29 protein-coding genes are annotated in these 25,880 nt (G+C 41.7%); 23 read left to right on the forward strand and 6 right to left on the reverse strand.

Annotated features, from left to right (window positions below):
* Nucleotides 1-22: 22 nt before the first annotated feature.
* Together ACQKFG_RS11955 and ACQKFG_RS11960 are read right to left on the reverse strand one after the other, a co-directional pair.
* Nucleotides 23-1,027 carry a sensor histidine kinase gene (locus tag ACQKFG_RS11955; protein ID WP_427559148.1) on the reverse strand — a complete coding sequence of 335 codons (1,005 nt, stop codon included), beginning with the start codon at nt 1,025-1,027 and terminating at the stop codon, nt 23-25.
* Nucleotides 1,024-1,713 (reverse strand): response regulator transcription factor, encoded by a 690-nt coding sequence (locus ACQKFG_RS11960; protein WP_098372051.1) that lies wholly within the window; start codon nt 1,711-1,713, stop codon nt 1,024-1,026. The genes ACQKFG_RS11955 and ACQKFG_RS11960 overlap by 4 nt, the downstream gene beginning before the upstream one ends.
* A 156-nt stretch (nt 1,714-1,869) precedes the next feature.
* Here ACQKFG_RS11960 and ACQKFG_RS11965 point away from each other — a divergent pair, with 156 nt between their 5' ends.
* Nucleotides 1,870-2,211, forward strand: coding sequence for a zinc ribbon domain-containing protein YjdM (locus ACQKFG_RS11965; RefSeq protein WP_192206138.1), 342 nt, complete (start codon nt 1,870-1,872; stop codon nt 2,209-2,211).
* Nucleotides 2,212-2,275: 64 nt separating this feature from the next.
* Here ACQKFG_RS11965 and guaC read toward each other — a convergent pair whose 3' ends face one another.
* Nucleotides 2,276-3,259 (reverse strand): GMP reductase, encoded by a 984-nt coding sequence (gene guaC / locus ACQKFG_RS11970; protein ID WP_192206137.1) that lies wholly within the window; start codon nt 3,257-3,259, stop codon nt 2,276-2,278.
* 670 nt (nt 3,260-3,929) lie between these two features.
* Here guaC and ACQKFG_RS11975 point away from each other — a divergent pair.
* From ACQKFG_RS11975 to ACQKFG_RS12035, 13 genes are all read left to right on the forward strand, one after another.
* Nucleotides 3,930-4,814 carry a PHP domain-containing protein gene (locus ACQKFG_RS11975; protein WP_427559153.1) on the forward strand — a complete coding sequence of 295 codons (885 nt, stop codon included), beginning with the start codon at nt 3,930-3,932 and terminating at the stop codon, nt 4,812-4,814.
* 242 nt (nt 4,815-5,056) lie between these two features.
* Nucleotides 5,057-5,758, forward strand: a complete 702-nt coding sequence (locus ACQKFG_RS11980; RefSeq protein WP_427559156.1) for a GntR family transcriptional regulator — start codon at nt 5,057-5,059, stop codon at nt 5,756-5,758.
* Between the two features lie 279 nt (nt 5,759-6,037).
* Nucleotides 6,038-6,463: a phosphonate C-P lyase system protein PhnG gene (phnG, locus tag ACQKFG_RS11985; RefSeq protein WP_141993965.1), complete on the forward strand. Its 426-nt coding sequence runs from the start codon at nt 6,038-6,040 to the stop codon at nt 6,461-6,463.
* A gap of 12 nt (nt 6,464-6,475) precedes the next feature.
* Entirely contained in the window at nt 6,476-7,093 is a 618-nt protein-coding gene (gene phnH / locus ACQKFG_RS11990; RefSeq protein ID WP_427559159.1) for a phosphonate C-P lyase system protein PhnH, read from the forward strand.
* Nucleotides 7,075-8,211 carry a carbon-phosphorus lyase complex subunit PhnI gene (locus tag ACQKFG_RS11995; protein ID WP_427559162.1) on the forward strand — a complete coding sequence of 379 codons (1,137 nt, stop codon included), beginning with the start codon at nt 7,075-7,077 and terminating at the stop codon, nt 8,209-8,211. The genes phnH and ACQKFG_RS11995 overlap by 19 nt, the downstream gene beginning before the upstream one ends.
* A complete protein-coding gene (locus ACQKFG_RS12000) occupies nt 8,204-9,058 on the forward strand; it encodes an alpha-D-ribose 1-methylphosphonate 5-phosphate C-P-lyase PhnJ (RefSeq protein WP_349727792.1) in 855 nt (284 codons plus the stop codon). The genes ACQKFG_RS11995 and ACQKFG_RS12000 overlap by 8 nt, the downstream gene beginning before the upstream one ends.
* Nucleotides 9,059-9,904, forward strand: a complete 846-nt coding sequence (locus ACQKFG_RS12005; RefSeq protein ID WP_427559167.1) for an ATP-binding cassette domain-containing protein — start codon at nt 9,059-9,061, stop codon at nt 9,902-9,904.
* 31 nt (nt 9,905-9,935) lie between these two features.
* Nucleotides 9,936-11,114 (forward strand): phosphonate metabolism protein PhnM, encoded by a 1,179-nt coding sequence (gene phnM, locus ACQKFG_RS12010; protein ID WP_349727794.1) that lies wholly within the window; start codon nt 9,936-9,938, stop codon nt 11,112-11,114.
* A 22-nt stretch (nt 11,115-11,136) separates the two neighbouring features.
* Entirely contained in the window at nt 11,137-11,850 is a 714-nt protein-coding gene (locus ACQKFG_RS12015) for a phosphonate C-P lyase system protein PhnL (RefSeq protein ID WP_427559170.1), read from the forward strand.
* Between the two features lie 127 nt (nt 11,851-11,977).
* Nucleotides 11,978-13,012 carry a phosphate/phosphite/phosphonate ABC transporter substrate-binding protein gene (gene phnD / locus ACQKFG_RS12020; protein WP_427559173.1) on the forward strand — a complete coding sequence of 345 codons (1,035 nt, stop codon included), beginning with the start codon at nt 11,978-11,980 and terminating at the stop codon, nt 13,010-13,012.
* A 27-nt stretch (nt 13,013-13,039) separates the two neighbouring features.
* The gene (phnC, locus tag ACQKFG_RS12025; protein WP_427559176.1) at nt 13,040-13,828 is read left to right on the forward strand and encodes a phosphonate ABC transporter ATP-binding protein; all 789 of its coding nucleotides are present in this window, start codon (nt 13,040-13,042) and stop codon (nt 13,826-13,828) included.
* Entirely contained in the window at nt 13,818-14,603 is a 786-nt protein-coding gene (locus ACQKFG_RS12030) for a PhnE/PtxC family ABC transporter permease (protein WP_192206125.1), read from the forward strand. The genes phnC and ACQKFG_RS12030 overlap by 11 nt, the downstream gene beginning before the upstream one ends.
* Before the next feature lie 59 nt (nt 14,604-14,662).
* Entirely contained in the window at nt 14,663-15,475 is an 813-nt protein-coding gene (locus ACQKFG_RS12035; protein ID WP_192208001.1) for a PhnE/PtxC family ABC transporter permease, read from the forward strand.
* A 154-nt stretch (nt 15,476-15,629) separates the two neighbouring features.
* Here the strand turns inward: ACQKFG_RS12035 and ACQKFG_RS12040 are convergent, their stop codons facing one another.
* Complete coding sequence (locus tag ACQKFG_RS12040; RefSeq protein ID WP_192206124.1) at nt 15,630-16,133, reverse strand: DinB family protein; 504 nt, start codon at nt 16,131-16,133, stop codon at nt 15,630-15,632.
* A gap of 359 nt (nt 16,134-16,492) precedes the next feature.
* Nucleotides 16,493-17,089, reverse strand: coding sequence for a TetR/AcrR family transcriptional regulator (locus ACQKFG_RS12045; RefSeq protein WP_427559181.1), 597 nt, complete (start codon nt 17,087-17,089; stop codon nt 16,493-16,495).
* A gap of 381 nt (nt 17,090-17,470) precedes the next feature.
* On the opposite strand from ACQKFG_RS12045, the gene ACQKFG_RS12050 reads away from it, so the two are divergent.
* The 7 genes from ACQKFG_RS12050 (at nt 17,471) to ACQKFG_RS12080 (ending at nt 22,879) form a co-directional block, all read left to right on the forward strand.
* Nucleotides 17,471-18,226 (forward strand): SDR family NAD(P)-dependent oxidoreductase, encoded by a 756-nt coding sequence (locus ACQKFG_RS12050; protein ID WP_427559184.1) that lies wholly within the window; start codon nt 17,471-17,473, stop codon nt 18,224-18,226.
* A 292-nt stretch (nt 18,227-18,518) separates the two neighbouring features.
* Nucleotides 18,519-19,187, forward strand: a complete 669-nt coding sequence (locus tag ACQKFG_RS12055; protein ID WP_192206121.1) for a YdeI/OmpD-associated family protein — start codon at nt 18,519-18,521, stop codon at nt 19,185-19,187.
* A 118-nt stretch (nt 19,188-19,305) separates the two neighbouring features.
* Nucleotides 19,306-20,316 carry a permease gene (locus ACQKFG_RS12060; protein WP_427559187.1) on the forward strand — a complete coding sequence of 337 codons (1,011 nt, stop codon included), beginning with the start codon at nt 19,306-19,308 and terminating at the stop codon, nt 20,314-20,316.
* Nucleotides 20,316-21,080, forward strand: coding sequence for a TIGR03943 family putative permease subunit (locus ACQKFG_RS12065; protein WP_349727799.1), 765 nt, complete (start codon nt 20,316-20,318; stop codon nt 21,078-21,080). Before ACQKFG_RS12060 ends, ACQKFG_RS12065 begins: the two co-directional genes overlap by 1 nt.
* Nucleotides 21,081-21,225: 145 nt before the next feature.
* Nucleotides 21,226-21,681: an RrF2 family transcriptional regulator gene (locus ACQKFG_RS12070; RefSeq protein WP_427559191.1), complete on the forward strand. Its 456-nt coding sequence runs from the start codon at nt 21,226-21,228 to the stop codon at nt 21,679-21,681.
* Nucleotides 21,682-21,755: 74 nt separating this feature from the next.
* A complete protein-coding gene (locus ACQKFG_RS12075; protein ID WP_192206118.1) occupies nt 21,756-22,466 on the forward strand; it encodes a DsbA family oxidoreductase in 711 nt (236 codons plus the stop codon).
* Between the two features lie 131 nt (nt 22,467-22,597).
* On the forward strand, nt 22,598-22,879 hold the full coding sequence (locus tag ACQKFG_RS12080; protein WP_192206117.1) for a hypothetical protein: 282 nt from the start codon (nt 22,598-22,600) through the stop codon (nt 22,877-22,879).
* On the opposite strand, the gene ACQKFG_RS12085 is transcribed toward ACQKFG_RS12080, so the two are convergent.
* Nucleotides 22,876-23,181, reverse strand: a complete 306-nt coding sequence (locus ACQKFG_RS12085) for a hypothetical protein (protein WP_427559195.1) — start codon at nt 23,179-23,181, stop codon at nt 22,876-22,878. The genes ACQKFG_RS12080 and ACQKFG_RS12085 overlap by 4 nt on opposite strands.
* A gap of 64 nt (nt 23,182-23,245) precedes the next feature.
* Between ACQKFG_RS12085 and ACQKFG_RS12090 the strand changes: the two genes are divergently transcribed.
* Together ACQKFG_RS12090 and cobA are read left to right on the forward strand one after the other, a co-directional pair.
* Entirely contained in the window at nt 23,246-24,061 is an 816-nt protein-coding gene (locus tag ACQKFG_RS12090; protein ID WP_342614310.1) for a uroporphyrinogen-III synthase, read from the forward strand.
* A 13-nt stretch (nt 24,062-24,074) separates the two neighbouring features.
* On the forward strand, nt 24,075-25,523 hold the full coding sequence (gene cobA / locus ACQKFG_RS12095; protein ID WP_427559198.1) for a uroporphyrinogen-III C-methyltransferase: 1,449 nt from the start codon (nt 24,075-24,077) through the stop codon (nt 25,521-25,523).
* Nucleotides 25,524-25,880 lie beyond the last annotated feature (357 nt).

Genomic DNA, 25,880 nt, shown 5'->3' on the forward strand with positions numbered 1-25,880 from the left:
ATAAAAGCATGTGACACTTTTGTCACATGCTTGTGATATTCACGAAATCATTTCTTTTTGGGAAGGTCAAGATAAAGGTCGTTCCGGTTCCAAGCTCTGATTTCACGTCAATGGTGATGAATAGGGACTCGGCTGCATTCTTTGTTAAATATAAACCCATGCCAGTTGCCGCAGTGTCACGATGATTTGTCGTGGAAGTGAATCCTTTATCAAATATGCGGGATAAATCCTTTGGGTCGATGCCCCGTCCAGAATCCTTCACTTCAAGAACCGTTTGTCCAGCCTGTTCATGGCTATATATCGCGATATCCGAGTTTTCACTGTATTTAATGGAGTTGGTCAGGAGCTGCCTCATGATGAAGGCCAGCCATTTGGCATCGGTAAGCACTTCGGTTACATCCAATTGTATGTCGAAGCCGATCCCTTTTTGAATGCACCATGATTGCAGCGTTTTAATCTCATCAAAGATTATTGTTTCCAAATCGGTTTTCTCTATATACAAATCATTTTTGATGAAAGGCAAGCGCCCTTGGTGGAGCTGCTGATCAAGAAGCAGGTGAATGCGCAGCCACTCATAAGTCAAATGTGATTTCAGCAATTCATCATCCAAGCGGTCAATCATTAAATGCATCGCTGTCAATGGTGTCTTCACTTCATGAATCCAAGCTAATAAGTCATCCTTCTCCTGCTCTAAAGTCATTTGACCAATTGATGCGGAATGCTTCAATATTTCGGTTTGGTTCATGATGCTGTTTTCTATGATCCTTTCGAAAGGGCTTTCTGGTTCGGCTATATTCGTAATATCCAGGTTGTCTTCCCGCGCTTCTAAACTTTTATAAAAATAGGTTTCTTTCTTATAGCGGAATATCAAAAATATAATGAATATGAGCAATGATAAAAAAACAATATACAGGATGGGCTTTAACGGAATGGCCGAATCAAGATAAGCGACGAAGATAATGAATAGATGAAGAAGTATGTAGAATATGATCCAGCTGAGCCTTTCCACGAGATATTTCCTGATCATGCATTTGCCTCTTCTACGGCGATATAACCCTGTCCAACCTTCGTTTCGATGAAATGTCCTAAACCCAGTTCATCCAATCTCTTTCGTAAACGGTTCACATTCACTGTAAGGGTGTTATCGCTTATGAAACGTTTGTCATCCCATAAGCTGTTGATCAATTCTTCGCGGCTTACGATCTTGTTTTTCTGTTCAATGAGCTTTTTCAAGATGAAAATTTCATTTTTCGTCAATTCGATTGTGCCAGTCTCGGCCGATACCGTGTTCTTCTCGTAATCCACAGTTGCACCGCACCAGGTTTTCAATTCGACCTTTTCGGTATTGTAATTATAGACACGGCGCAGGGTGGCCTGTATCTTTGCGATGAGTACATCGAAATGAAAAGGCTTCTGGATAAAATCATCAGCTCCAAGCTGCATGGACATCACCATGTCGGTAGGATGATCACGTGAAGATAAAAAGATGATGGGAACATTGGAATGGGACCGGATCATTCTGCACCAATGAAACCCATCGAACTTCGGCAACTGTATATCAATGATGACCAAATCAGGTTTTATTTCAGTGAATTCCTGAACCACTTTACTAAAATCGCCGATTCCGTATATATCATAAGACCATTGTGCCAATCTATCTTTAATTTCATTGAATAACGTCGTATCATCTTCTATCAATAGTAGTTTAAACAATGGGGTCACCGCACTTTCCAGCTTTTTCTTAAAAGTATATAGTAAAAACTCTATAGGTTCTAGAGGAAGGGAGGAACAGGAGCTGTAATAGACTCCGGTTGTGTGTAAACCATTATTATATTAGAATTGACAATAACGAATGGAGGAAGTGAATTTATGTCTGATTTTCCTAATTGCCCTGCATGTGATTCAGAATATACATACGAAGATGGAAGTCTTTTTGTTTGCCCGGAATGCGCCCATGAGTGGGGGGTGGAACCGGAAACGGAAAATGATGATCAAAAGAAGACCATCAAGGATGCTAATGGAAATGCCTTGAACGATGGTGATACCGTTACGGTAATCAAGGACCTTAAAGTGAAAGGGAGCTCATCCGTCTTAAAAATGGGCACTAAAGTCAAAAGCATCCGTCTAGTTGATGGAGATCATGATATTGATTGCAAGATTGATGGTTTTGGTGCAATGAAATTAAAATCCCAATTTGTTAAAAAGATATAATTATTATAAAAAACGGCCTAATCCATTGATTAGGCCGTTCTTTTTTACGTTTAATGATTCCTTCTTAATAAACTTTGTCACCGTTAAAGATAGAGTTCTTAACGACCACATAATCCACATTCCGGATGGCTTCCAACTTGGTTCCGCCGGCATATGAAATGGAAGACTGAAGGTCTTGTTCCATTTCCTTCAACGTATCTTCCAAAGATCCTTTGTGCTCGACATACATCTTTTTACCTTCAACGTTTTTCTTCTCACCTTTTTGGAATTCAGAAGCTGAACCAAAGTATTCTTTAAAGGCCTTTCCATCTTTCTCGATCGTTTGCCCTGGAGATTCTTCATGTCCAGCAAATAGTGAACCGATCATGACCATGGAAGCTCCAAATCTAACTGATTTAGCAATATCACCGTTCGTGCGAATGCCGCCGTCAGCTATGATTGGTTTGCTTGCCGCTTTTGCACACCAGCGAAGTGCAGCTAGCTGCCAGCCGCCCGTTCCAAATCCAGTCTTGATTTTAGTGATGCAAACTTTCCCTGGCCCGATGCCAACCTTTGTAGCATCCGCACCGGCATGTTCCAATTCCCGAACGGCTTCAGGAGTTCCCACATTTCCTGCAATGACAAAACTTTCAGGTAAATGTTTTTTAATATGCTGTATCATCTTTATCACGGCATTGGAATGGCCGTGTGCAATATCTATAGTAATGTATTCAGGTACAATGTTGTCAGCCGATAATTGTTCAATGAATCCGTATTCTTCTTCTTTAACGCCTACACTGATGGAAGCGATCAATTCTCGTGAATGCATATCTTTAATGAAAGTCAGTCGTTTTTCTGGCTCAAAACGATGCATTACATAGAAGTAACCGTTTTCAGCTAAGTAAATGGCAATCTTTTCATCAATGATCGTTTGCATATTGGCAGGTACTACAGGTAACTTGAATGTATGTTTACCCAATGTAACGGATGTATCACACTCAGAACGACTATTTACTACACATTTTGCAGGAATTAATTGAATATCTTCATAATCAAACACGTTTTCCATGTTATGCACCTCTATATACGAATATTTTTATCTTTGTTTATTAAAATTGTTCGCCCAATAGGTAATGTACATCATTTTTGACAGTAAGTCAAAATTTTTAATGGTTTTATTTTGATTTTATTTCAGTTTGATGGAAAATCCGTTACAGGGCAGGAAGCTAAAAAAGACGAACGAACATGGTACTTTGGAATGTTGATTTCCTCTTCAGGCACTCGCTTTCCGCGGGCGGTCCGGTAGCCTCCTCGGCGCCCGCTCCAATCAACTGGAATGTTTTAAAAAAAATCTGCAGGTGCACTCGCTTTTCTTTATGTTGTCGACCTAATGGGAAGGGTCTCATCCCGAACCATGGTTAAGACAAGGTTATCCTTCATGTTTATTTACAGTAATCCTTAAAAGAATGAAGAAATTTGCGACACTCCTGCTGAATAACTGGCTAGCCGAGGCCCCGGAGACGCTTGCTTTGATGAGGCTTGACAGACAGTCGACGGGAAGGAATGAATTTCTGGAATCAACTCGGATGTTTTTATTTGTCTGCACCTTTAATACTTAAGTATTTTCACCAAACTGTATGGATTTTGCACTTTTACGTTTTTTTACATCTTCTTAACGGGACCGACATGGCACTAAGTTAAAATGATGATGGGTAACGAATAAGAATGGGGGGATTGGCATGAAGGTTGAATTACATTGTCATACGAACATTTCAGATGGTTCCAGTTCTTTTGAAGAACTATTGGAGGTTGCAAAAAGGGAGAGCATTGGCCATTTAGCGATTACGAATCACGATACAACGATGAGATTGCATGAGATGGTGGAACGGGGAAAGGAAATAGGAATTGAAATCATCCCTGGTATAGAAGTTTCTGGTTATGACTTTGCAAGAGGAAGGCGTGTACATATTTTGGGCTATTTTGTTGAGCCTGGTCATAAGGCACTTGAGGGGCTATGTAATCCACTGATTCATAAGAGGAATGCAGCTTCTGAAAAAATGGTGGAACGGCTGATTCATGCAGGATATCGAATAACTTGGGATCAGGTTTCTAAATTCAAGGGAGGAACCGGCGTTTATAAACAGCATATTATGCTGGCACTAAGGGAATCGGGGTATACGGATTCCATCTATGGAGATTTGTATAAGAAGATCTTCAGTCGCGGCCAAAATGGAGAAGAGCCAGGCATTGCTTTCATTCCTATGGAGTATGTGGATGCGATCCTTGCTGTGAAGGCGATTCGTGCTGCCGGGGGCGTTTCGGTCCTTGCTCATCCTGGACAATACGGGAGCTTCGAAATGATTCCTGATCTTGTAGAAGCAGGGCTTGAAGGGATTGAGGTTCTTCATCCGCATCATGGTCATGAAGAAGAGGAAAGAGCGATTTCATATGCAGATCAATATAATCTCATTAAGACAGGAGGGTCGGATTTTCATGGGGATTATGGGGAGAAGCCGATTCGGCTTGGCAGTATGAGCCCTGGAAAGGAATGTGTGGATGCTTTGAAATTAAGGAAAAAAAGCATGTCCATTAATGATGTGGTATTGAAAAATATCGATTTATGAAACCAGGGAATTTTGCTGTGAAAGCGACCTGATCATATGCCGGATGAGCAATTTGAAAGACTGAACGATGCAGGATGCTGTAATGAAAAGGTCCATAAAAAAATATTCCCTTTCGTTCTGGTATTTGACCAGGACTTTTTTTTTACAAGAAAATCATGGTAGCTTCATATTTTCACATTACACTGACAGTAACAAGGAAAAGTAGGTATCGGGCTGATCTAATATATAAAGGGGGATTTCTGTTGGCGGAAAAAAACTTTTTAGTGGATCATTTAATATCGGAAATTAAGAGTGGGACCTTTCAATTGGATAAAAAGTTACCATCGGAGCATATACTCGCTGATCAATTTAATGTTCCAAGAATGGTTGTCAGGAAGGCATACGAGCAGCTTCAAGATTTAGGCTTTATCTATTCAAAGCAAGGTAAGGGAAGTTATGTCCAGGAAAGCAAGAAGCAAATTCCGTTAATTCTATCCGGAGATGTCAGTTTCACCGAGAAAATGAAAGAATTCCAGTTTTCCTTTCAAACGGATACTATTTTTTGCGAAGAAATTTCTTATGATCAGAAGATTTTTCAAAGCCTCGAGGCGGAAAGGGATGACTTGGTCTTTAAAATTGGCAGGCTTAGGTTAATGGACGGTTTCCCGGTTGCTCTTCATACATCTTTTGTAGCAAAATCGACATTTCCTGAAATTGAAGAGGACGGTCCTGACATTACCTCTATGTTTCAATATTATCGGCAGCGTGGGTTCGTGGAATTCGGATCCAGCAGCAGTACACTGAACGTGATTTTTCCTACTCTTTTCGAACGGGATATTTTGCAGTGTTCAAGTTTAATTCCACTTTTGCAAGTGGAATCGTTATGCCGGGATAAGCGGAGTAATCAAGTCCTTGAGCACACGGTCATAATCTATCGAAGCGATTGTTTCACTTATGTTATATAAAAACTTCCATTCAAGATATCGCTCGAATTCACAAGTAAATGCTCTGAATTCACGAGTAAAAGTACGAAACTCACGAGTAAATGCTTCGAATTCACGAGTAAAAGTACAAAACTCACGAGTAAAGCTCGAATTCACCAGTAATGGCACGAAATTTTGAATAGTGTAGGTCAGGCTTTAACAAATTTCATACAAAGATTTACTCTTTCTTAACGTACGCTCACTTGGCAACAAGATACATTGAAGATGTAGCGGGAAACTAAAACATTGGAGGCCAATGGAATGAGAAGAAGGGAAAGAACCGAGATTTTGATTCAAGGCTCTGAGGATATTGCGAAGGAATTTGCCAAGGAAATAGCAATGAAATATAAAGTTACCGTCATTCAAAAGCCAGAGAGTGCCCTTGTGTTGCTAAAGACAAGGGAAACGGCAAAAAAGAGCTTGTTTTATCTTGGGGAAATGCTGGTGACTGAATGCACGGTCCAAATTCAGGATTCAATTGGGATTGGCATCGTTAAGGGACACCGGGAAGAGCTGGCACATCGTTTAGCTATCATTGATGCTGCTTATCAGGCTGATCTTGGCGAAACGAGATCATGGTCACATGTTTTGGAAAATGAGAAGGAGAATATACAGAAAAATCTTCAAGAGCTGAATCGATCAATCTTAAGAACCAAGGTAAACTTTGAAACAATGGATGTTCAATAAGGGGGGAAAGTAATGAATTTGGATGTAGTTCATGATATACAAACTGTTTATAGAAAGCTTGTAACGGCGACTTCAAGACCTGGAACTTTAGTGGTTCTGGAAAGGGAAGCCAGGACATTGGATGTTCAACTGGAATGCCTATCTTCGACCATCCTGCTTGCACTTACTGTACTTGACCCTGAAGTGACTTTTAAAGTCATTGCAAAGGAGGGGGAGGCGGTGTCAAAAATGATCAATCAGCTTACTTATTCAAAGCCTGTCGATTTGCCGGAAGCGGATTTTATCTTTATTTTGCATGATGCCTCCGAGGAGCAAATGAAGGAAGCGATAAATAAAGCAAAGGTAGGAAATCTGTTTAACCCCCATGAATCGGCCATGATCATTCTAGAAGTGCCGGATGTAACGGAAGGGGACTCAATGATTCTATCTGGACCGGGAATTCAAGAGGAATCATTCATAAGCCTCCCGAATGTCTCCGCCTGGCTTGGTGTAAGGAACGAAAAAAACATAGAATTCCCTTTAGGAATCGATATGTATTTTGTGGATCGACAAGATCGTTTAATAGCTTTACCGAGAACGACTCAAATCAAAGAAAATGGGGGTGAGATGATATGGGATATGTTGCAGTAAAGGGCGGAACAAAGGCGATTGAGGAATCCATCAAACGCTTAAAGTATGAACGGGTCAAAAAAGGGACGGCTATAGATTTGCATAAGATAGAAGCTGGGATGAGAGGGTTGATTGATCAGGTTATGTCAGAAAGCAGTTTGTATGATCAATCACTGGCTGCACTTGCCATTAAACAGGCTGAAGGCAATCCGGAAGAAGCTGTTTTTCTCTTGAGGGCCTATCGATCCACTTTGCCGCGAAAACATGTTTCACGTGTGATCAGTTCTGAAAATATGAAAGTGAAACGGCGGATTTCAGCTAGTTTTAAGGATGTACCTGGCGGACAGATTTTAGGTGCCACGACCGATTATACACATCGGTTACTAGATTCGGAGCTGGAAGATGAATCGGATCTAAGCATTCAAGATTGGTTACGGGCTTTTCAAGAAGAAAATCATTCAACAGAATATCAGAACCAGACGGCTGATTTAAACTCTCTGCCTAAAGTTTTGGACTACTTAAGAAATGAAGGCTTATTAGCAAACTGTGAAAACAATGATTTGCAGCCTGGGGATGTTACAAGGAAAAGTCTGGAGTTTCCTTCAATGCGGAGTGAACGCCTGCAAATTTTAACAAGAGGCCAAACCGGTGCAGTGACATCACTTGCTTATGCAGTCATTCGTGGATATGGTGCACTGCACCCGACAGTAGGGGAGCTGCGCGTAGGTCGGCTGCCCGTCCATCTCGATCACCCGCTGCTGGACGAAGGGCAAGGGGAAGATAGCTATTATATTGGGGACTTTACAGCAACGGAGGTAGAGATGCTCATTCCGCTTACGGTAGAGAAAGAACAAGGCAAAAAAGAAATAGAGTTTGAAATTGGCTATGGCATGTGCATGGGACAAAATGAAACAAAAGCTATCGCAATGGGCATCCTGGATAATTGCCTGGAAAAGCCAAACAAGGAGTTTCCAAGTCACAACGAGGAATTCGTCCTTTATCATATAGATTCAGTGGAATCAACGGGCTTCATCTCCCATTTGAAGATGCCTCATTATGTTACGTTCCAATCCAAGCTTGATAGCATTCGGAAGTCAAAAGATAAGACCACAGAGCAGGAGGTTGGATTGGATGAATAAAACCTATAATTTTGCATTCTTTGATGAAGGGTCGAAACGGGAAATTAGAAGGGCGACACTGAAGGCAATTGCCATTCCCGGTTATCAAGTCCCATTCGCTTCAAGGGAAATGCCGATTGGGCGTGGTTGGGGCACGGGCGGCCTGCAGTTGACATTGTCATTGATCGGAAAGGATGACGTCCTTAAGGTGATCGACCAAGGCTCGGATGAATCCGTTAATGCCGTTAACATAAAAAAACTCGTATCTGACACCACTGGGGTAAGGACAACGGAAAGCACAAAAGATGCTTCTTTAATCCAGTCCAGGCACAGGGTGCCGGAAGTGCCGTTGCAACGAGACCAGATTTTAATTCTTCAAGTTCCATTACCGGAACCTTTAAGGAATTTTGAGCCGAGCGAACATGAAACGAAAAAGCTTCATGCTGAGAGAGAGTATAGCGGTGCATGGCTTATGTTATTTGAACAAATCATGAAGTACGGAATAATGGCGACGGATGCAGACCATCCGGTGATGGTCCACGACAGGTATGTAATGGCACCAAGTCCAATACCAAGATTCGATAATGCCAAGCTGGACGAAAGCGAAGCACTCATTTTGTTAGGTGCAGGCAGGGAGAAAAAAGTATATGCAGTACCTCCTTATACAAATGTATCATCTTTGGCATTTGATGATTACGAATTTGAAATCGAGTCCTTTACAAATCATGCTTGCATTCTCTGCGGGTCCAATGATGTGTTTTTGGATGAACTTGTTGATGAGGAATCAGGGGAAACGTATTTCCTATGCAATGATACAAGCAATTGCCTTGAAATGGTCAATCAAAAACAATCATTGGGAGTGAATTAAATGTCTGTGCTAGAGGTACCCGTATTATCGGTTAAACAAATGAACAAACAGTACGGTAACGGATGTTCAATTTGTAAACATATGAAATTTGGAAAAGTGGCGAAAAACTATTGTCACGAATGCGGGACGGTATATGCCTGTAGAGATGTGACGTTTGATTTGTATCACGGTGAAGTTCTCGGAATTGTAGGGGAAAGCGGCAGCGGCAAATCCACTTTAATGAAAAGTTTATATTTTGATGAAGAAGTAACTGATGGAGAAATGTATGTGGCTGGCTTTGAGGATGGAAAAAAGAATTTATTCATGGAGTCTGCCCAGAAAAAAAGATTCGTTCGAAACCACCTGATGGGGAAGGTTTATCAAAACCCGATTCTAGGGTTGAAAATGGATTTCTCCTCGATAGGAAATATAGCCGAAAAGTTAATTTCAGCTGGGAACAGACATGTTGGCAGAATGGAAACAAGAGGCTCCGAGCTCCTTGAAGCAGTCAATATTCCCATTCATCGAATGAAAGAAGAACCAAGGAATTTCTCAGGCGGAATGCAGCAACGGGTCCAGATAGCCAAAGCATTGTCCAACAATCCCCCCATACTGCTTTTGGATGAGGTCACCACGGGTTTGGATTTATCCGTTCAAGCAAGTGTATTGGATCTAATTAAAGGTCTCCAAAGAGATTTGAATATCAGCATTGTATTGGTATCCCATGATTTGGGCGTAATCCGAATGCTTGCAGACCGTACGCTCGTCATGCTGGAGGGGAAAGTAATCGAGCAAGGTTTAACAGATCAAATACTCGAAGATCCACAGCATCCTTATACCCAGCAATTAGTACACTCACTGCTCTAAAAGAATCTATAGGAAAATGGGGGAAGAGACATTGTTGCTGATTAAAAATGGAAAAATAATTACGGAAGACACGATCCTGATGAACCATGATCTCTTAATTAAGGATGATAGAATTTGCCGGATTGCACCTGTGGGAGAAATAGAAACGAGTCCTGAGATGGAAGTGCTGGACGCTTTGGGTGGATATGTTTCACCCGGTTTCATTGATCTCCATTCGGATTATATTGAACATATGACTGCGCCGCGGCCGACTTCTTTAATGAATTTTCATTTGAGCTTAAGGGAAACGGAAAAGGAACTGATCACGCACGGGATCACGACCATGTTTCATTCCCTGTCGCTCTATAAATCCACTGAATACGCATATAAGCCAATTCGGGAGCCTGAGAATGTAAGGAAGCTCATCGACTTAATTGATCAAACACATACGATGAAGCACCTGGTCCGTCATCGGTTTCATGCCCGGTATGAAATCGATAATTTGGAGGATATTGATAGTTTAAAAGAATATGTTTCCGAAAAGAAAGTGCATCTGGTCTCATTCATGGATCACACTCCAGGACAAGGGCAGTATCGGCATCTTGAGATATATCGAAACACTTTAAGGGGATATAACAATTATAGTGATGAAGCCATTGATGTGATGATCCGGACTCATCAAGTGAAAGAAAAGCTGACGATTGAAAGAATGAAGGAAATTGCACTTCTAGCAAGGGAAAATAATATAGCCGTTGCCTCACATGATGATGATTCAATAGAGAAGCTTGAATTGGTTCACAGCTTTGGAACGAGTATAAGTGAATTTCCAATCACACTTGAAATTGCCCGTAAGGCCCATGATATGGGGATGTATACCATAGCCGGTGCACCGAATGTGCTTTTGGGAGGTTCTCACAGCGGGAACTTAAGTGCCTCTGAAGCCATTCAGGATGGAAGCATAGACATATTATGCAGTGATTATTACCCTGCGGCCCTGCTGCATTCAATGTTTGAATTGGTCGAAAACCATGGGATGGATCTTGTCGATATGTTTAAGCTAGTTACGATTAATCCCGCAAGGGCAGTCAAGATGGAGGACGAAATTGGATCGATTTACGAAGGGAAAAAGGCTGACATACTTATCATTGAAAAAATTTCGGGTGATTTCCCTGTAATAACAACTGTGATTGTAGACGGAAAAATGATTCAAAAAACGAATTACAGGATTTGAATTTTAGAAAGCGGGTGGCAAAGTGGAGAACATATTGGAGATCAGTGATTTATCCAAGTCTTTTATTTTACATAATCAAAGCAAGAATATCCATGCGGTCAGCAACATTACGATCACAGTGAAAAAAGGCGAATTCATTGGCATTACAGGCAAGAGTGGCAGCGGAAAATCTACGATCCTAAAATCGATTTATGGTACCTATCGAGTTCAAAAAGGAGTCATCCGGTATGAATCTTCCCACTATGGTGCGATTAATCTGGCAAAAGCTACTGAAAGGGAAATGATATACCTGCGTAAGCATGAGATAGGCTATGTATCCCAATTTTTAAATGTCATGCCAAGAACTACAGCAAGGCAGCTCGTTACCGGTGCCATCCTTGAAATGGGACAAACCAGGGAAATGGCCAATATCGAAACGGAAAAAATTCTCGACCACTTTGAAATAGGAAAAGAGCTATGGGACAATTACCCTGCTACTTTTTCAGGAGGGGAGAAGCTAAGGTTAAATATAGCAAGGGCAATGGTGAAAAGGCCGCGGCTCCTCCTGCTGGATGAACCGACTGCAAGTTTGGATCACGATTCTAAAGTGAAGGTGAAAACCCTGCTGGAACAGCTAATGAACGAAGGAACGACAATGCTGGGCATTTTTCATGACTTGGAGTTCATGAATCGGTTAGTGAATAAAGAATATAGCATACACAATGGATGTTTCACTCAAGCCATTCAAAAAATTTAACGACGAATTCACATAAATTTTACTGAATATTCAGCCCCCTTAACGGCAGGTTAGCATTGTACCGGTATTGTTATATGGGAAGTGTTGAAATAAGAAAAGATCTTTTAAATGGGAGGGAAGATTTAACGTGAAAAAATCGATGATGTCCATATTGATGTTAGTTATTTTGCTGGTGTTCACAGGCTGTTCTTCCACCAGTTCAACAGGTGCAAATGAAGATGATACATTAACCGTGGCATGGCTGCCAAATGAATCCGGGGAAGATTTAGGGGAAGCCCGCGATGAAATCGGGAAGATCTTGGAGGATGCCACAGGAATGAAAGTCGAGCATAAGACCACTACGGATTATAACATTGCAATCGAGGCAATTGCTAATGGAAACGCAGATTTAGCATTCCTGGGAGCGCAAGGATATATTGAAGCAAACAACAAAAACGATAGTGTTCAGCCTCTAGTTGTTCCAAGCGGTGAATCAGGTACGTTGGATGATGCAGTCTATAATAGCTGGCTGGCCGTTCAAAAGACAGATGACTATAAAATCAACGGCGAATACAAAATTGATGGTATCCAAGGGAAAAAGTTTTCTTTCGTATCAAATAGCTCTACATCCGGCTTCAAAGTTCCTTCCACAGGAATCGTTGATTATTTTTCTCAGCAAGATAAGTTTAAGGAATTAAAGGCCGAGGATTTATTGGAAGGCGGGAAAGATAAATTCTTCAGTGAAGTTCTTTATGGCGGTTCACACCAAGGATCGGCTGTTAATCTTTTGACCGGGAAAGCGGAAGTGGCGGCTTTTTGTGACACATGTGTCGATAATTATGTAGAGCTGGCTGATGGGGAAGAGAATAAAGCAGGTGCCGTGTATAAGGTTAAGAAGAATGCAGCTGAACCCTTTAACACAGTTGTAGATAAAACTTTCTCACTCATTTCAGTGACTCCGGTTCTGAATGCACCTTTTGTTGTCAACACCGAATTAGTCAGTGAGGAAACACGTAAAAAAATTCTTGAAACATTGATGTCCGATGAAATGGCAAATAACGAGAAAGTTTTTGTACCGGAAGATTCTAAGTCATCAGGTCTATTTAAACGGGTGAGCGGAAAAGAAAAAATGGTAGAAGTCGAGGATGACTGGTTCAATCCAATTCGGGAATTATCGAAATAAAGGCAGTAAAATGCAGGAGGTTCATACATGAAAACATTATTGGAAGTGAAAAATGTCTCAAAACATTTTGGAAATGGTACAAAGGCGTTATCCAATATTGACTTCACTGTGAAAGAAGGAGAGTTCGTTTCCATCATAGGGCCATCTGGAGCAGGGAAATCAACTCTCCTTCGGTGCATCAATAGGATGATCGATGCTTCTAGCGGAGAAATCATTTTTGATAATGATCATGTATACAAGGTGAATAAAAGGGAGTTAAAGAAAGTACGCAGGAAAATAGGGATGGTTTTTCAACATTACAATCTTGTAAATAGACTAAGTGTGATTGAAAATACCCTGCATGGACGATTAGGCTATAAATCCACACTGGCTGGGATCATTGGCCTTTATAGTGAAGAGGAGAAACTTCAGGCTGCTAAAGTTCTCCAAATTCTCGGTCTGGAAGATCTGATCTATAAAAGATCCGACCAGTTGAGCGGAGGCCAGAAACAACGGGTTGGCATTGCGCGGGCGCTTATCCAAAATCCTAAATTGCTATTATGCGATGAACCGATTGCCTCCCTTGACCCGAATTCTTCCAAAGTGATAATGGATCATTTAAGGAATATCTGCACTTCCATGGGAATCACAGTCGTAGTCAACCTGCATCAAGTCGATGTTGCCCTGAAATATTCGGATCGAATCATCGGTGTGAATGGCGGAAAGATTGTTTTCGATGGCACAACTCAAAATATTTCCTCAAATGATATCCATCAGATTTATGGATCAGATGAAGGAAAATTGATTTTTGATTTGGGAGGTTCCCATGTCGGCTGATGTTTTTGCAAAAAAGAGAAGAAATTCACTTGCATTGTTTTTGCTTATAGGGACTGCGACGGCTGTTTCCATTATCATTACAGAATTCAGCATCGCAAAAGGGGTTACTTCGGTTCCTAAGGCCATACAATGGTCGTTATCGAATTTTTATCCAACAAAGGATTCCCTTACCAAACTCCCGGACATTTTGATTAAGCTGAAAGAAACGCTGTTAATATCCGTTGCTGCAACCACACTGGCGGGAATATTGGCCTTTGTATTTGCGATATTGGGTTCCAATACGACAAGGGTGAATGCTTTTTTCGGAGGGTTTAGCCGCGGGGTAGCCGTTTTATTTAGAAATATTGATGTTTCAATATGGGCGTTAGTTCTGTTATTTTCATTCGGACAAAGTTCCTTGACCGGTTATTTTGCCTTGTTTTTTGGATCTTTCGGTTTTTTAACACGAGCTTTCATTGAAACGATCGATGAAGTGAGCTGCAGTTCCGTAGAAGCTTTGCAGACTACCGGCGCAAGTTATCTAACCGTCATTTCGCAGTCTGTTATCCCTTCAGCAATTCCGCAAATGATCAGCTGGGTACTTTTTATGATTGAAACGAATATCAGGAATGCAACATTGGTCGGACTGCTTACAGGATCGGGTATTGGTTTTACGTTTAATCTTTATTATAAAAACTTGAGTTATGACATTGCCAGTCTTGTCGTCATAACGATCATCATTTCAATATTATGTATTGAATTGATCTCAAATTATGTGAGGAGGGTGATTTTATAATGCAGGCAGAGGGTCCGATCAAACCAATTCCTTCTCTTACTGGCCAGGATATAGATAGAATGCTACTTGAACGACTATCCAAAAAGCCCTTCGCGAAATCCTCGATCGCCATTAGGTTGAGTGTGCTGGTACTAGCAGTTTTGACCATATACGCTTTTGCCAGTTTTGATTATAAGGATGTAAAACTGTGGGACGCGCTATTATTGACCGTCGATAATTTGAAGACCATGTTTTTTGAGCCGCATTTGAAGCACTTTACCTTCACCCAAGCTCTTTATCAGGTGTCGGTTACATTAGGTTTAGCTTTCTTAACGACAATATTTGGTGCAATCATTGCCCTGATGTTGGGACTATTAGCGGCTGGAAATATCTCGTCCAAGTCATTATCGATTGTCATAAAGGGATCGGTTGCCCTGATTAGAGCCGTGCCTACCGTGTTATGGGTCCTCATTTTCGCAGTCGCTGCAGGGTTGGGCAGTGTAGCGGCAGTTATAGGGATGACGTTTCACTCCATAAGTTACCTTGTAAAGGCCTACTCGGAATCCTTTGAGGAAATTGATAAAGGTGCTATAGAAGCCCTGCAAGCAAGCGGTGCGAATTGGTGGCAAATCGTGTTCCAAGTCATCATTCCATCATCGATCACTTATATCATTTCTTGGACTTTCATGCGCTTTGAAATCAATTTTGCAGTGGCGGTCGCAATGGGCGCAGCGGCAGGCGCAGGAGGAATAGGCTTCGATATGTTCATGGCAAGTGGATTTTACTTTGACTTGAGTGAAATTGGAGCAATCACTTATTTTATCCTGATGATTGCAATCTGTCTTGAAATCTTCGCAACACAAATCAAAAGGAAACTTAAAGTATCATCTTGATGCTAGAATTGGAAAATAGGGGTTCTGCCCATCTATCAATTTGGTGCATCCCCGACAGTCCGTTCGTTTCATAGAATGCATGAAAGAAGACCACAAAATGAAGTGGTCCCTTTGTTTGGAAGTCGATTTAAATGTTGTCATTGCCATGAAATGCTTATATAAGCGCGGACTTTATTTCTTGTATCTGTTTGATATGCCTTTGTTCATGTAAGGATAATAATTCAATCCATTGATCCAATGAGAGGTCCCCAAACAGGGGATGCTTGGCTTTCTTTCTATTTAACAAGATATCTGAATCCATATCATAAAGCACCTGTAATAATCGATCCCTTGATTCTCCCAGCAAATCCATAAGGCTCGATAATTGAAATGGGGTTGAAGAGGGTGAAACGATGTCAGGGGATACGAATTTCTTTTTTCTATTAGTAACAAGGTAAATGTTTTTTTGAATGATATTATTAAAATCCCTTTCCCGAATGCCATTTGCTATAGCTTCTGTAAAAACCTGTTCCGTAAGATATAAATGATGGCAAATTTGGGCGATGCCCCATACTTCAGGTGCTGGCTTATGGTGGAGCATTTTTTCATCCAGCTCCGTAATTTCCTCTATTAACTGTTTTCTTGATTCGAATAGCAAATCATACTCGATATAATTCATGAGAACTCCCCTTTTGTGACACCCCATATGAAAGCATCACTGAATTTTTGATATAGGAAAACCAAAGGGATATCTGACTGCATAAAGAATGCATAAAAACTACGGAAAAAACACCTGATTTAAAGTTGGATTCATGGATGTTAGTGCTTCATGTTTGCAGGAGTGTGACACTATTCTTTTTAAGCAAGGTTTCTATTTGAGAAAGAGGCTAAAAATATCTCGCATGTACATCGAAAAGAAATGTTTTCAATGATAATGTTTGGAGGAAGAAATACAGATCTGAAGTCAGGTCTGCATTTCCAGTAGATTCTTTTTTTCGGGAGTGTTGATACCCTAATGCCTATGCACATTACTTAAGTTTATACCTGTAATTGACGCATTACTTGGTTAACGGAAACCTTAATGGGGTGGATATCTTTTGAATTCCATAATAAAAGTCCTTGATTAAGTGAAATAAAGTAAATGGCAAGTTCCAATGGGTCACCATCGACAAAAATTCCTTCCTGCTGTCCTTTACAGATAATACGGGCAATCCCTTTCATGGCTGTAGCATATTTTTGATTCAATTCTTGTTTAATCTCATTAGAGAGCGTGTCAGAATGTTGAGCTTCATTAACAAGAACACGGCGGTCCGAGGCTTCCTCTGGTGAACCGGAAAAAGTAAGTTCAGTGAACCAAACCAGTTGATCCCAAGGTGTGCCCTTTCTATTTTCCGCTTCATTCACTGTTTCAATGAACATATCCAGTACGTTCATGATAATGGAAACATAAATATTCTCTTTTGATTTAAAGTAATGGTAAAAGAGTCCATGACTTAAATTCACGGATGAAGTAATATCGCTGATTTTTGTTGCTGCAAAGCCCTTGCGTGCGAAAATCTTCAGTGCAGCACTACTGATTTCCTCATAGCGTCGATCTCGGATTATCTTAAATTGTTCATCATTTTTTGGAGCCATCGTTGATTCCTCACTTGCTGAATAATATTTCATCATTGTTGCATATGGCTTATTTTAAAAAAAGACCGGTAGGAAATTTTTCTGTTCATAAACACTCTACCATATAAGTTTATGATAAAAAATAGTGAGTGATGGGGCTTTTTAACATTCACTAACTTATTTCGATGGAAAAGGGTGATTCTCCTCGTTTTTTAGCGAATACATTTTTGATTGACTCATCAGTCAACTTTTTGATTGACTTATCAGTCAACGTTATATATTATGGGTTCATGCTCAAGTGCATATTCACAATACTGATGTAAAAAGCATGATTGAATGCTATATGCATACAGGCAGTTCATTGCATTTTAAAAATACATGTATTAAAAAGGGGATAGAAAAATGAGTAGACTTCAAGGGAAAACCGCTATCATCACTGGGGCAGCTGGCGGAATTGGTAAAGGTATGGCCATGGCTTTTGTTAAAGAAGGAGCAAAAGTGGCAATCATCGATTTAAATGAAGAGCTTGGGAACCAAACCATAAAAGAATTACAAGAATATCAACCAGAATCCATATTCATCCAAGCTAATCTAGCAGAGCATGACAAATTGGCTTCAATTGTTAAAGAAGTGGCTGATAAATTCGGGAAAATCGATATCTTGGTAAATAATGCACACGCTTCACGAATGGCCTCCATTGCTGACACAACACAAAAAGAATTGGATTTATCCTTTAATACTGGATTCTATCCAACCTTCTACCTCATGCAAGCCGCATTGCCTTACTTAAAGGAAACACAGGGCAAAATCATTAACTTTGCATCAGGTGCCGGGATTAATGGTGATGTCAATCAAGGTACGTATGCAGCAGCAAAAGAAGCAATCCGAGGAATTACCCGTGTTGCAGCAAATGAATTCGGTCCATACGGCATCAATGTAAATATCATTTCCCCGATTGCCAAATCACCTGGCATGCTTCAATGGGCAGAAGAACAACCAGAATATTATCAAAGTATGCTAGCCAAAATTCCTCTAAGAAGACTTGGTGAGCTTGAAAGTGACATCGGGCGTACAGCTGTATTCCTGGCAAGTGAGGATTCTGATTATATTACTGGGCAAACAATTATGGTGGATGGCGGTTCCATTAAATTACGTTAAGTTTATTGGCTAAAAATCCGTTACTTAAACGAAGCTTTAGGTTGCATGTTGCCCCATTAGCTATGGGGGCTTGTATGATGTTACATTTGCGGGTAATGCAATGGGAGGCTGATCGATTGGTGTGTTACTAGGTGCTTTAGCCTTCGGTGTTCAAGCCAATATTTTAAAAAGGGCGGGAGAATTATTTCCCGTCCTTTTTTTCTTGAATAAGGAAACCATAAGAAAAGTTGCTAACGCAATGGGGAGCTTATAAACTGAGGATGGACAAAATGAACGAGGATGGTGAATGCCAATGGCTAAAACAATAGTAGAAAAACTGAATTTACATAAATATGAAAGGGTGGCAGTCTTGAATCTGCCTGCCGGGGCGGATTATTTAGCAGAGCTGCCGGATTACGATACAGAGCTTACTGAAATTGCCTATGATCTTATATTTGCTTTTGTATTGGATATGGATTCTTTAAAAGGAATCGTGGATAAGGTGATCGAGAAAAATCATTTGAGTATAAACGGCTATATTTATTTGGCTTACCCCAAGAAAGGTAATAAAGAATATGCTACATATATTCATCGTGATGATCTGATGCAAGGCCTTGGTGCGGATGATGATGGTTATGTTGGCTCGAGTGACCTGAAGTTTGCACGTATGGTCGGGTTGGATGATGTCTTTACGGTAGTCGGACTGAAAGAAGATTCGAAAAATAGGAACCGTCCATCTATTAAAGCAAGCCAATCAGTAGATGATTATATCGAAATGGTTTCAGAAATTGAGAAAGATTTGCAGGATTCTCCTGATTTGCTTGCGTTCTATCAATCACTTACCCCGGGGTATCGCAAGGATTGGGCCCGTTACGTGTATAGTGCAAAACAAGAGGCTACCCAAGTGAAACGGCGCAAGGAAATGAAAACGATTTTAGGAGAAGGTTACAAGAGCAGGGATTTATATCGAAGAAATAAATGAGGGTGGGGAATGTTCTTCCATTCTCTTTTTTTCATGTTCTGTTCATCCTATCAAAAGCATATACTAGACCGAATCCGGACTTAAATCGTAATAATTTTGATTTGCGAGGTGGTAGAATATGCTTTTGAAACGATACACGGGAAATTTGCTGTTAGTGATGCTGCTGTTTTCGATGCTGGCATTCTTTTTCCTAGGCGATGTATTCATTCCCAAAGCGCTTGATTTCTCGGGCTACCCGATGCTTCACTCTGTGTTCGTCGTGTTTTTGGGATTGTTTTTAGAATCGATTCCTTTCCTGTTCCTGGGGGCCATTGCCTCATCGTTCATCCAGTTGTTCATCAGTGAAGAAATCATTCAGCGGATGATACCAAAAAGACCCCTGACGGCCATTTTTGCTGCGATAGGGGCGGCGCTTGTCATTCCGGTTTGTGAATGTGCAATCATCCCGGTCGTCCGGAGATTGATCCAAAAGGGTGTCCCGATCCATGCAGGTGTGGTCTTGCTCGTTACTGCCCCAATATTGAATGTCATCGTGTTCGGCTCAACTTATTATGCTTTCCAAAATAATCCGGCCATTCTATATGGAAGAATCATTCTTTGTATCCTGACGGCCATAATTGCAGGTTTATTCATTCATATATTCAGCACGAAAGATGTGGTGAAAGAGGAAAAGCAGGAACTGGTACACGGGCATGTACATGATCTTCAGTCCAGTAAATGGACAAGCTTCATGGAACATACTTCACAGGAGTTTTTTACGGTCGGCAGATACTTTATCATCGGGGCCTTGCTTGCCAGTGTATTTCAAGTGTTTATGGATCGGTCCGTAATGGCCGGTATTGGTCAGGCGCCAATAAAAGGCACGGCATTGATGATGGGCATTGCATTTTTGCTTTCACTCTGTTCATCAGCCGATGCATTCGTTGCTGCCTCCTTTTCCCATAGCTTCCTGCCAGGCTCCATACTCGGTTTTCTTGTATTTGGTCCCATGCTGGATTTGAAAAATGTCCTGATCATGATGTCCTGTTTTAAACGGAGCTTCGTCGTCACGTATGTTCTGCTTGTTTTCGCAATCGTCTTCAGCCTATGCCTGATTGCAAGTGGGTTGATCAGTAAGGGGGGCTTCTGATGAAACGTTTATTTATCCAGAGGCTTGAAGGATTGCTGCTGCTTGGACTGGGTCTCATGATCTTTAAATTGTATGTTTCAGGATATTTAACGAAATTGATTGCACCCAAAATGATTCCATATGCATTGGCGGCGCTTTTTGCCTTTTTAGTGATCAGCCTCATCCGAATGAAAAAACAAAAACAAGGTGGACATCCTTGTGATTGCGGATCGAATGGAGAGTCTTCCGCGTCCGCACTGGTCCTGAATTATAGTTTGTTCTTCATTCCGATTCTTCTGGGCTTCATCTTGACCGATTTTACATTAAGCGGGGAAGTACTGGCGAAAAGGGGGCTGGCGAAGCAGCAGACACAGCTGGTAAGCTCGTATGATTCAGGGAAACATGCGAATGGGGAGAAAATCTCGGTAACTGATGATAATTATTTTGAAGTACTGGATGATTTACTGAACAACCTCGATACGATCGAGGGGAAGGAAATAGAGATTTCGGGGTTCATATACCGTGAGGATACATTTACGAAAAAACAAATGGCCATCTCCCGCCTCTCCATGTCCTGCTGTGTGGTCGATGCGACGTTATACGGATATATGGTCAACGGGAATGTGGAAGGAATGAAGACGAATGATTGGTATACGATTACAGGGACATTAAAAAAAGGAAGGTATAAAGGGGAGCCCGTACCTGTGATCGATTTAAAAGAGTCGAAGAAAATAAAGGCACCCGAAGAAGCTTATTTATATGAAAATGTACAAATCATTCAGTAGAATTGGAAAACCCGGCAAAAGATGCTTTTGCCAGTCCGGAAAATCGTGCACTGCGGTCGAAAAAACGGAAACGGCGCCATTTGTTCAGGAGCACGTAACATAGTATAATGACCTTACCATGGATAGGGCGTAAGGAGGGATAATCATGTCTTCAGGTAATCGAAACAATCAAATCGGACCGCCGCGTTTCGCTATTGCCATTCACTCTCTGGTTTGGCTCGCACAAAGCGAAAAGCTCCTGACAAGTTCGGCAATCGCCTTAAAGGTGAAGTCACACGCCACTTTTTTAAGAAGGGTGATGGCCCAGCTTGCAGCTGCGGGGATCGTTGAAACAAAGGAAGGACGGGAAGGCGGTTATAGCTTGAAGGTGCCTGCGTCTCAGCTTACTTTGGCGGATGTGTATCAAGCGGTAAGGCCGGAATGCCTTGTTTGTATGGAAACGAGCGAATGCGGGGAAGTCGGGAAGCATCTGGATACGGCATTGGAGGAGATCATGAACGAAGCCGAAAAGGAAACATTGCGCCTGCTAAAGGGCTATACATTGGAGGAATTCATGAAAAAAGTCGACTTCACCAATTTTGAAAATGAGTGTCTGGGGTAATATCCTTGCAAGAGGATACCCAGGATTATATAATGTGCTTAATGCGATTGCACTTAAAATGAGGAGGTAGTTACATGAAGGTGGAAATTTGGTCGGATTATCAATGTCCGTTCTGTTATATAGGAAAGCGTCGATTCGAAGAGGCGTTAAAGCAGTTTGAAAATAAAGATCAGGTAGAGGTCTCATTTCGCAGTTTTGAGTTGAATCCAGAGGCTGAGCGGGATATCAATATGACTCAAAATGAAATGTTGGCCAAGAAATACGGCATGTCCCAAGCGCAGGTGGAAGCGAGCAGCCAAAACCTGACGCAACAGGCTAAAGAATTGGGACTCGATTATCATTTGAACAAAGTGGTCTTAACCAATTCGTTCGATGCTCATCGCTTGATGCACTTTGCTGAATCAAAAGGTAAAGAGAAAGAAATGAATGAACGCCTATTTAAAGCTTACTTTACCGAAGGCAAACATATTGGCGATCACGCTACATTGGCTAGTTTGGCTGAAGAGGCCGGCCTTGAAAAGTCCGAGACGGAGACCATGCTGGCAGGAACGGCTTTCACGGCAGAGGTTAGGGGAAATGAGCAAGAAGGAAGCCTGCTTGGTATTACAGGTGTGCCCTTCTTCGTCATTAACCGCAAGTATGGAATCTCCGGCGCCCAGCCAACGGAAGCATTCCTGGATACGCTAAAAAAAGTATGGGCTGAGGAAAATCCGCTTACAATCGTGAATGATCCAGCAACAGGCGACACCTGTACGGACGGTTCTTGTAACGTTCCTGAAAAATAATGCAAATATGAAGAAGGGGACCCAAAACTGGGTCCCCTTTATTTACTTAAAAAGGAAATGTTATGTACGGCAAAGAATATAGTATATAGGATGGATTTTCGAAAAAGCCCGAAATGAAAGGGAGCTAAGATGTGTATATAATGATTGGGATACTAGTCTTCGTGATTGCCTGTACAGTAACTGCCAAACTAATTTTCTATAAATATTGGACATGTATCTATACGGCATTCGGGAATGAAAATTATTTTAAAGTAGTTGCGAAATTGGAAAGGGAAGGGATACGATTCAAAACGAAAACGCCTATGAATTTAGGCTCTGATAACTTTCAACATCGCCATGAAAACACTCAATATGATGTTTTTGTAAAAAAGGAACAGGAGCATATTGCCCAAATGGCCGTTCACAAAAGTTAATAAAGTGAAAATCTGGCTGTCCTGGTGGCAGCTTTTTTAAACTGTGTTCCAAACTCACGAGTAAAAGCCTGGAACTCACGAGTATTTGCCCCAAACTCACGAGTAAAAGCCTGGAACTCACGAGTATTTGCTCGAAACTCACGAGTAAAAGACCGGAACTCGCGAGTATTTGCTCGAAACTCACGAGTATTGGACTTATAAGAAGAAAAATGCTGCCAATCCACTTTTCCATTGAATTTATATAGGATTAAAGAAAGAAAAAGCGTTGATTTTGATATCGAATTCGTTTTTTGTAGTTTCAAAGACTGAAAATTTGTATAATGGGTGAGATGGATTTAATTGAATGTACATATAGGAGGGGCATGGATGAGTAAGCTTAATGGCAGGACCGTTGCTTTATTGGGAGCGAGGAAGACGGAGGAACTTAGTAAAATCGTTCAAAATCTTGGGGGAGTCCCGCTCGTTCGCCCGGCACAGGGGACGGTATTCCTGGATGATTCCCATTTGGAAGAGGATGTCACCCGGTTGATGGCAGGGGAGTTCGATTGGATCATCCTGACGACGGGAGTGGGGACGGAATTATTATATAAAACGGCAGTGAAGATGGAAGCGGGAGATCGTTTCATTGAAGCTTTACAGTCCATGAAAATTGCAGCCAGGGGCTATAAAACGGTGAATATGCTGAAAAAGCTTGGCCTGCAGCCGTTAATCCGGGATGATGATGGCAGTACGGCAGGGCTTGTTCGCAATCTGGAAGGCCATCTGCCTGAAGGTGTAAAGGTCGCTTTGCAGCTTCACGGCGATCCGGCGCCTCTTTTGATGAACTGGTTGGATGAACAAAAAGTGGAACATAAAGAAATCCTGCCATATGAACATATACCGCCTGAAAAAGAAACGATGCAACAGCTGATCCAAGAAATCCTTGAAGGCAAAATCGATTCGGTTGTGTTCACAAGTGCACCGCAGCCGCGAAATTTAATGAGTTTTGTCCGTGAACAAGGTGCGGAGGATAAGATAACCGACCTGTTTGCATCAGATGTAATTGCTCTTGCGGTCGGAAAGGTAACGGCGCAGGTGATAATCGATGAAGGGATCGAGCGGGTCATATATCCTGAAGATCAGCGGATGGGCAGTGCAATGGTGGAGCTGGTGAAATATTATCAGGGAATAGCAAGCAGATAGGAGTGAATTCGGCATGACCAAGGGCAAGGTCTATTTTGTGGGTGCTGGTCCGGGTGACGTGGGCCTTATTAGCGTAAAAGGTCAAAAAGCGATTGAAAAAGCGGACATCATTTTATATGACAGATTGCTTAATCCAAAGCTGTTGGAGGCTGCCACCCTCGATTGTGAATTGATATATTGTGGCAAGACACCTTATACGAATGGCATCAGTCAAGGGGAAATCAATGAGCTTCTTGTTTCCAAAGCAATGGCAGGGCATCGGGTCGTCCGCTTGAAAGGCGGGGATCCTTCCGTTTTTGGAAGAGTAGGGGAGGAAGCCGAATCGTTGAAAGATGTGGGAATCCCATTCGAAGTCATTCCGGGGGTTACGTCCAGCATTGCTGCATCCATGTACGCGGGAGTCCCTGTCACGCATCGGGATTATGGACGTTCCTTTGCGATGGTGACGGGCCATGACCAAACGAAGAAGGATATGGATTGGAACGGGCTTGTGAAAAGCATCGATACGGTTGCCTTTTATATGGGTGTAGCCAACCTTCCGCATATCCGTGAAAATTTGATCAATCATGGAAAGCCGGGGAATACGCCGGCACTCGTCATACAATGGGGCACTTATGGAAGACAGGAAAGTGTCGAGGGGACTTTGGATGATATCGTCGAAAGGGTAAGTGAAAGGTCGCTTGGCAATCCTGCGATCACCTTGGTCGGGGATATCATTTCACTAAGGGGAAAACTGCAATGGTTCGAAAAGAAGCCACTCTTTGGGCAACGGTTTTTAGTGGCCAGGACCGGGACGGCAAAAAGTTCCTTGGCAGAAACCCTGCATGAACTTGGCGGCGAAGTCATCGAGTTTCCTAAATGGAAAGCGGCCAAAGTGAAAATAGATGAAAGACAGCTGCTCTCTTTACTTTTGTATGATCGGATTCTCTTCACTTCTCCCGAAAGTGTCCATGGATTCTTGGATTCACTCACTGAACATGCTATTGACTTCCGCCGGATTTCTTCTAAACTTTATGTGTTATCAAGGAAATCGAAAAAGGCTTTACAGCAACGGGGACTGATGGCCGAGCTCAAATCCGAGATGTCGGAAGCCGGAACCTTGTTGGTTGTTGGTGATCGAAACAGAGATCAAAGAGACCCTGCTCATGGGGACGGAGACTATTTTCAATCAGTCGATAAATCTGTCGATGAAAGATTTCTTGAAATCCTTCCGAGAATGCTGGAAGGGATAGCTGTCGGAACGGTACTATTTTCGAATCGGCATTCAGTTGATATGCTGATGCAATATGGGAAAAAGGCAGACGTGGATGTTGAAGGGCTGCTAAATCAAGCCCTCATCGGGGTAATCGGGGAAAGTACCGGCAATAGACTTAAAGACTATGGATTTACATTGGACATGATGCCGAAGGAACCGTCTGTCGAACAATTGGTGGAGTTGATCTTGAATAGGAATGTTTTTTAGGCTCTGATGAAAACAGAGTCTATTTCCTATGGAGGGGATTCGTGATGCATACCCGTAGAAATGTTGTAGGGTGATTTCATGTTTAATATGGGCGATATTTTATGGCAATTATTCTACATTGCCCTGCTGGTTCTGTTATTTCGTAATGATTGTGAAGGCGGTCCGTTTCTTTATAAAACATATGACAAAGATGATTAACCTGGAAAGTAAAAGAGATGAATTATATGATCGATTGAAAAAAGGGAATGGAGTTGGTCAGCTTTACCAATTGGACGTTCATAAGATTTTGGGGAGTAAGGAATAAAAGTCTTTTATTTCTGCACAGATTGGGTATTATATATACGTGACTTTTCCAGG

The organism is Peribacillus sp. NPDC076916 (assembly GCF_050269675.1).
GTDB lineage: Bacteria > Bacillota > Bacilli > Bacillales > DSM-1321 > Peribacillus > Peribacillus aracenensis.

Excerpts from the sequence above, each read along its gene's own strand:
- phnC (WP_427559176.1), top strand. The coding sequence starts at position 13,040 with ATGAAAACATTATTGGAAGTGAAAAATGTCTCAAAACATTTTGGAAAT.
- ACQKFG_RS12090 (WP_342614310.1), top strand. The coding sequence starts at position 23,246 with ATGAGTAAGCTTAATGGCAGGACCGTTGCTTTATTGGGAGCGAGGAAG.
- ACQKFG_RS12055 (WP_192206121.1), top strand. The coding sequence starts at position 18,519 with ATGGCTAAAACAATAGTAGAAAAACTGAATTTACATAAATATGAAAGG.
- ACQKFG_RS12065 (WP_349727799.1), top strand. The coding sequence starts at position 20,316 with ATGAAACGTTTATTTATCCAGAGGCTTGAAGGATTGCTGCTGCTTGGA.
- ACQKFG_RS12005 (WP_427559167.1), top strand. The coding sequence starts at position 9,059 with ATGTCTGTGCTAGAGGTACCCGTATTATCGGTTAAACAAATGAACAAA.
- ACQKFG_RS11995 (WP_427559162.1), top strand. The coding sequence starts at position 7,075 with ATGGGATATGTTGCAGTAAAGGGCGGAACAAAGGCGATTGAGGAATCC.
- ACQKFG_RS11975 (WP_427559153.1), top strand. The coding sequence starts at position 3,930 with ATGAAGGTTGAATTACATTGTCATACGAACATTTCAGATGGTTCCAGT.
- ACQKFG_RS11955 (WP_427559148.1), bottom strand. The coding sequence starts at position 1,027 with ATGATCAGGAAATATCTCGTGGAAAGGCTCAGCTGGATCATATTCTAC.
- ACQKFG_RS12030 (WP_192206125.1), top strand. The coding sequence starts at position 13,818 with ATGTCGGCTGATGTTTTTGCAAAAAAGAGAAGAAATTCACTTGCATTG.
- ACQKFG_RS12000 (WP_349727792.1), top strand. The coding sequence starts at position 8,204 with ATGAATAAAACCTATAATTTTGCATTCTTTGATGAAGGGTCGAAACGG.
- ACQKFG_RS11965 (WP_192206138.1), top strand. The coding sequence starts at position 1,870 with ATGTCTGATTTTCCTAATTGCCCTGCATGTGATTCAGAATATACATAC.
- ACQKFG_RS12045 (WP_427559181.1), bottom strand. The coding sequence starts at position 17,089 with ATGGCTCCAAAAAATGATGAACAATTTAAGATAATCCGAGATCGACGC.
- ACQKFG_RS12035 (WP_192208001.1), top strand. The coding sequence starts at position 14,663 with ATGCTACTTGAACGACTATCCAAAAAGCCCTTCGCGAAATCCTCGATC.
- ACQKFG_RS12075 (WP_192206118.1), top strand. The coding sequence starts at position 21,756 with ATGAAGGTGGAAATTTGGTCGGATTATCAATGTCCGTTCTGTTATATA.
- ACQKFG_RS12060 (WP_427559187.1), top strand. The coding sequence starts at position 19,306 with ATGCTTTTGAAACGATACACGGGAAATTTGCTGTTAGTGATGCTGCTG.
- phnH (WP_427559159.1), top strand. The coding sequence starts at position 6,476 with ATGAATTTGGATGTAGTTCATGATATACAAACTGTTTATAGAAAGCTT.
- phnG (WP_141993965.1), top strand. The coding sequence starts at position 6,038 with ATGAGAAGAAGGGAAAGAACCGAGATTTTGATTCAAGGCTCTGAGGAT.
- ACQKFG_RS12070 (WP_427559191.1), top strand. The coding sequence starts at position 21,226 with ATGTCTTCAGGTAATCGAAACAATCAAATCGGACCGCCGCGTTTCGCT.
- guaC (WP_192206137.1), bottom strand. The coding sequence starts at position 3,259 with ATGGAAAACGTGTTTGATTATGAAGATATTCAATTAATTCCTGCAAAA.
- cobA (WP_427559198.1), top strand. The coding sequence starts at position 24,075 with ATGACCAAGGGCAAGGTCTATTTTGTGGGTGCTGGTCCGGGTGACGTG.
- ACQKFG_RS12050 (WP_427559184.1), top strand. The coding sequence starts at position 17,471 with ATGAGTAGACTTCAAGGGAAAACCGCTATCATCACTGGGGCAGCTGGC.
- ACQKFG_RS12040 (WP_192206124.1), bottom strand. The coding sequence starts at position 16,133 with ATGAATTATATCGAGTATGATTTGCTATTCGAATCAAGAAAACAGTTA.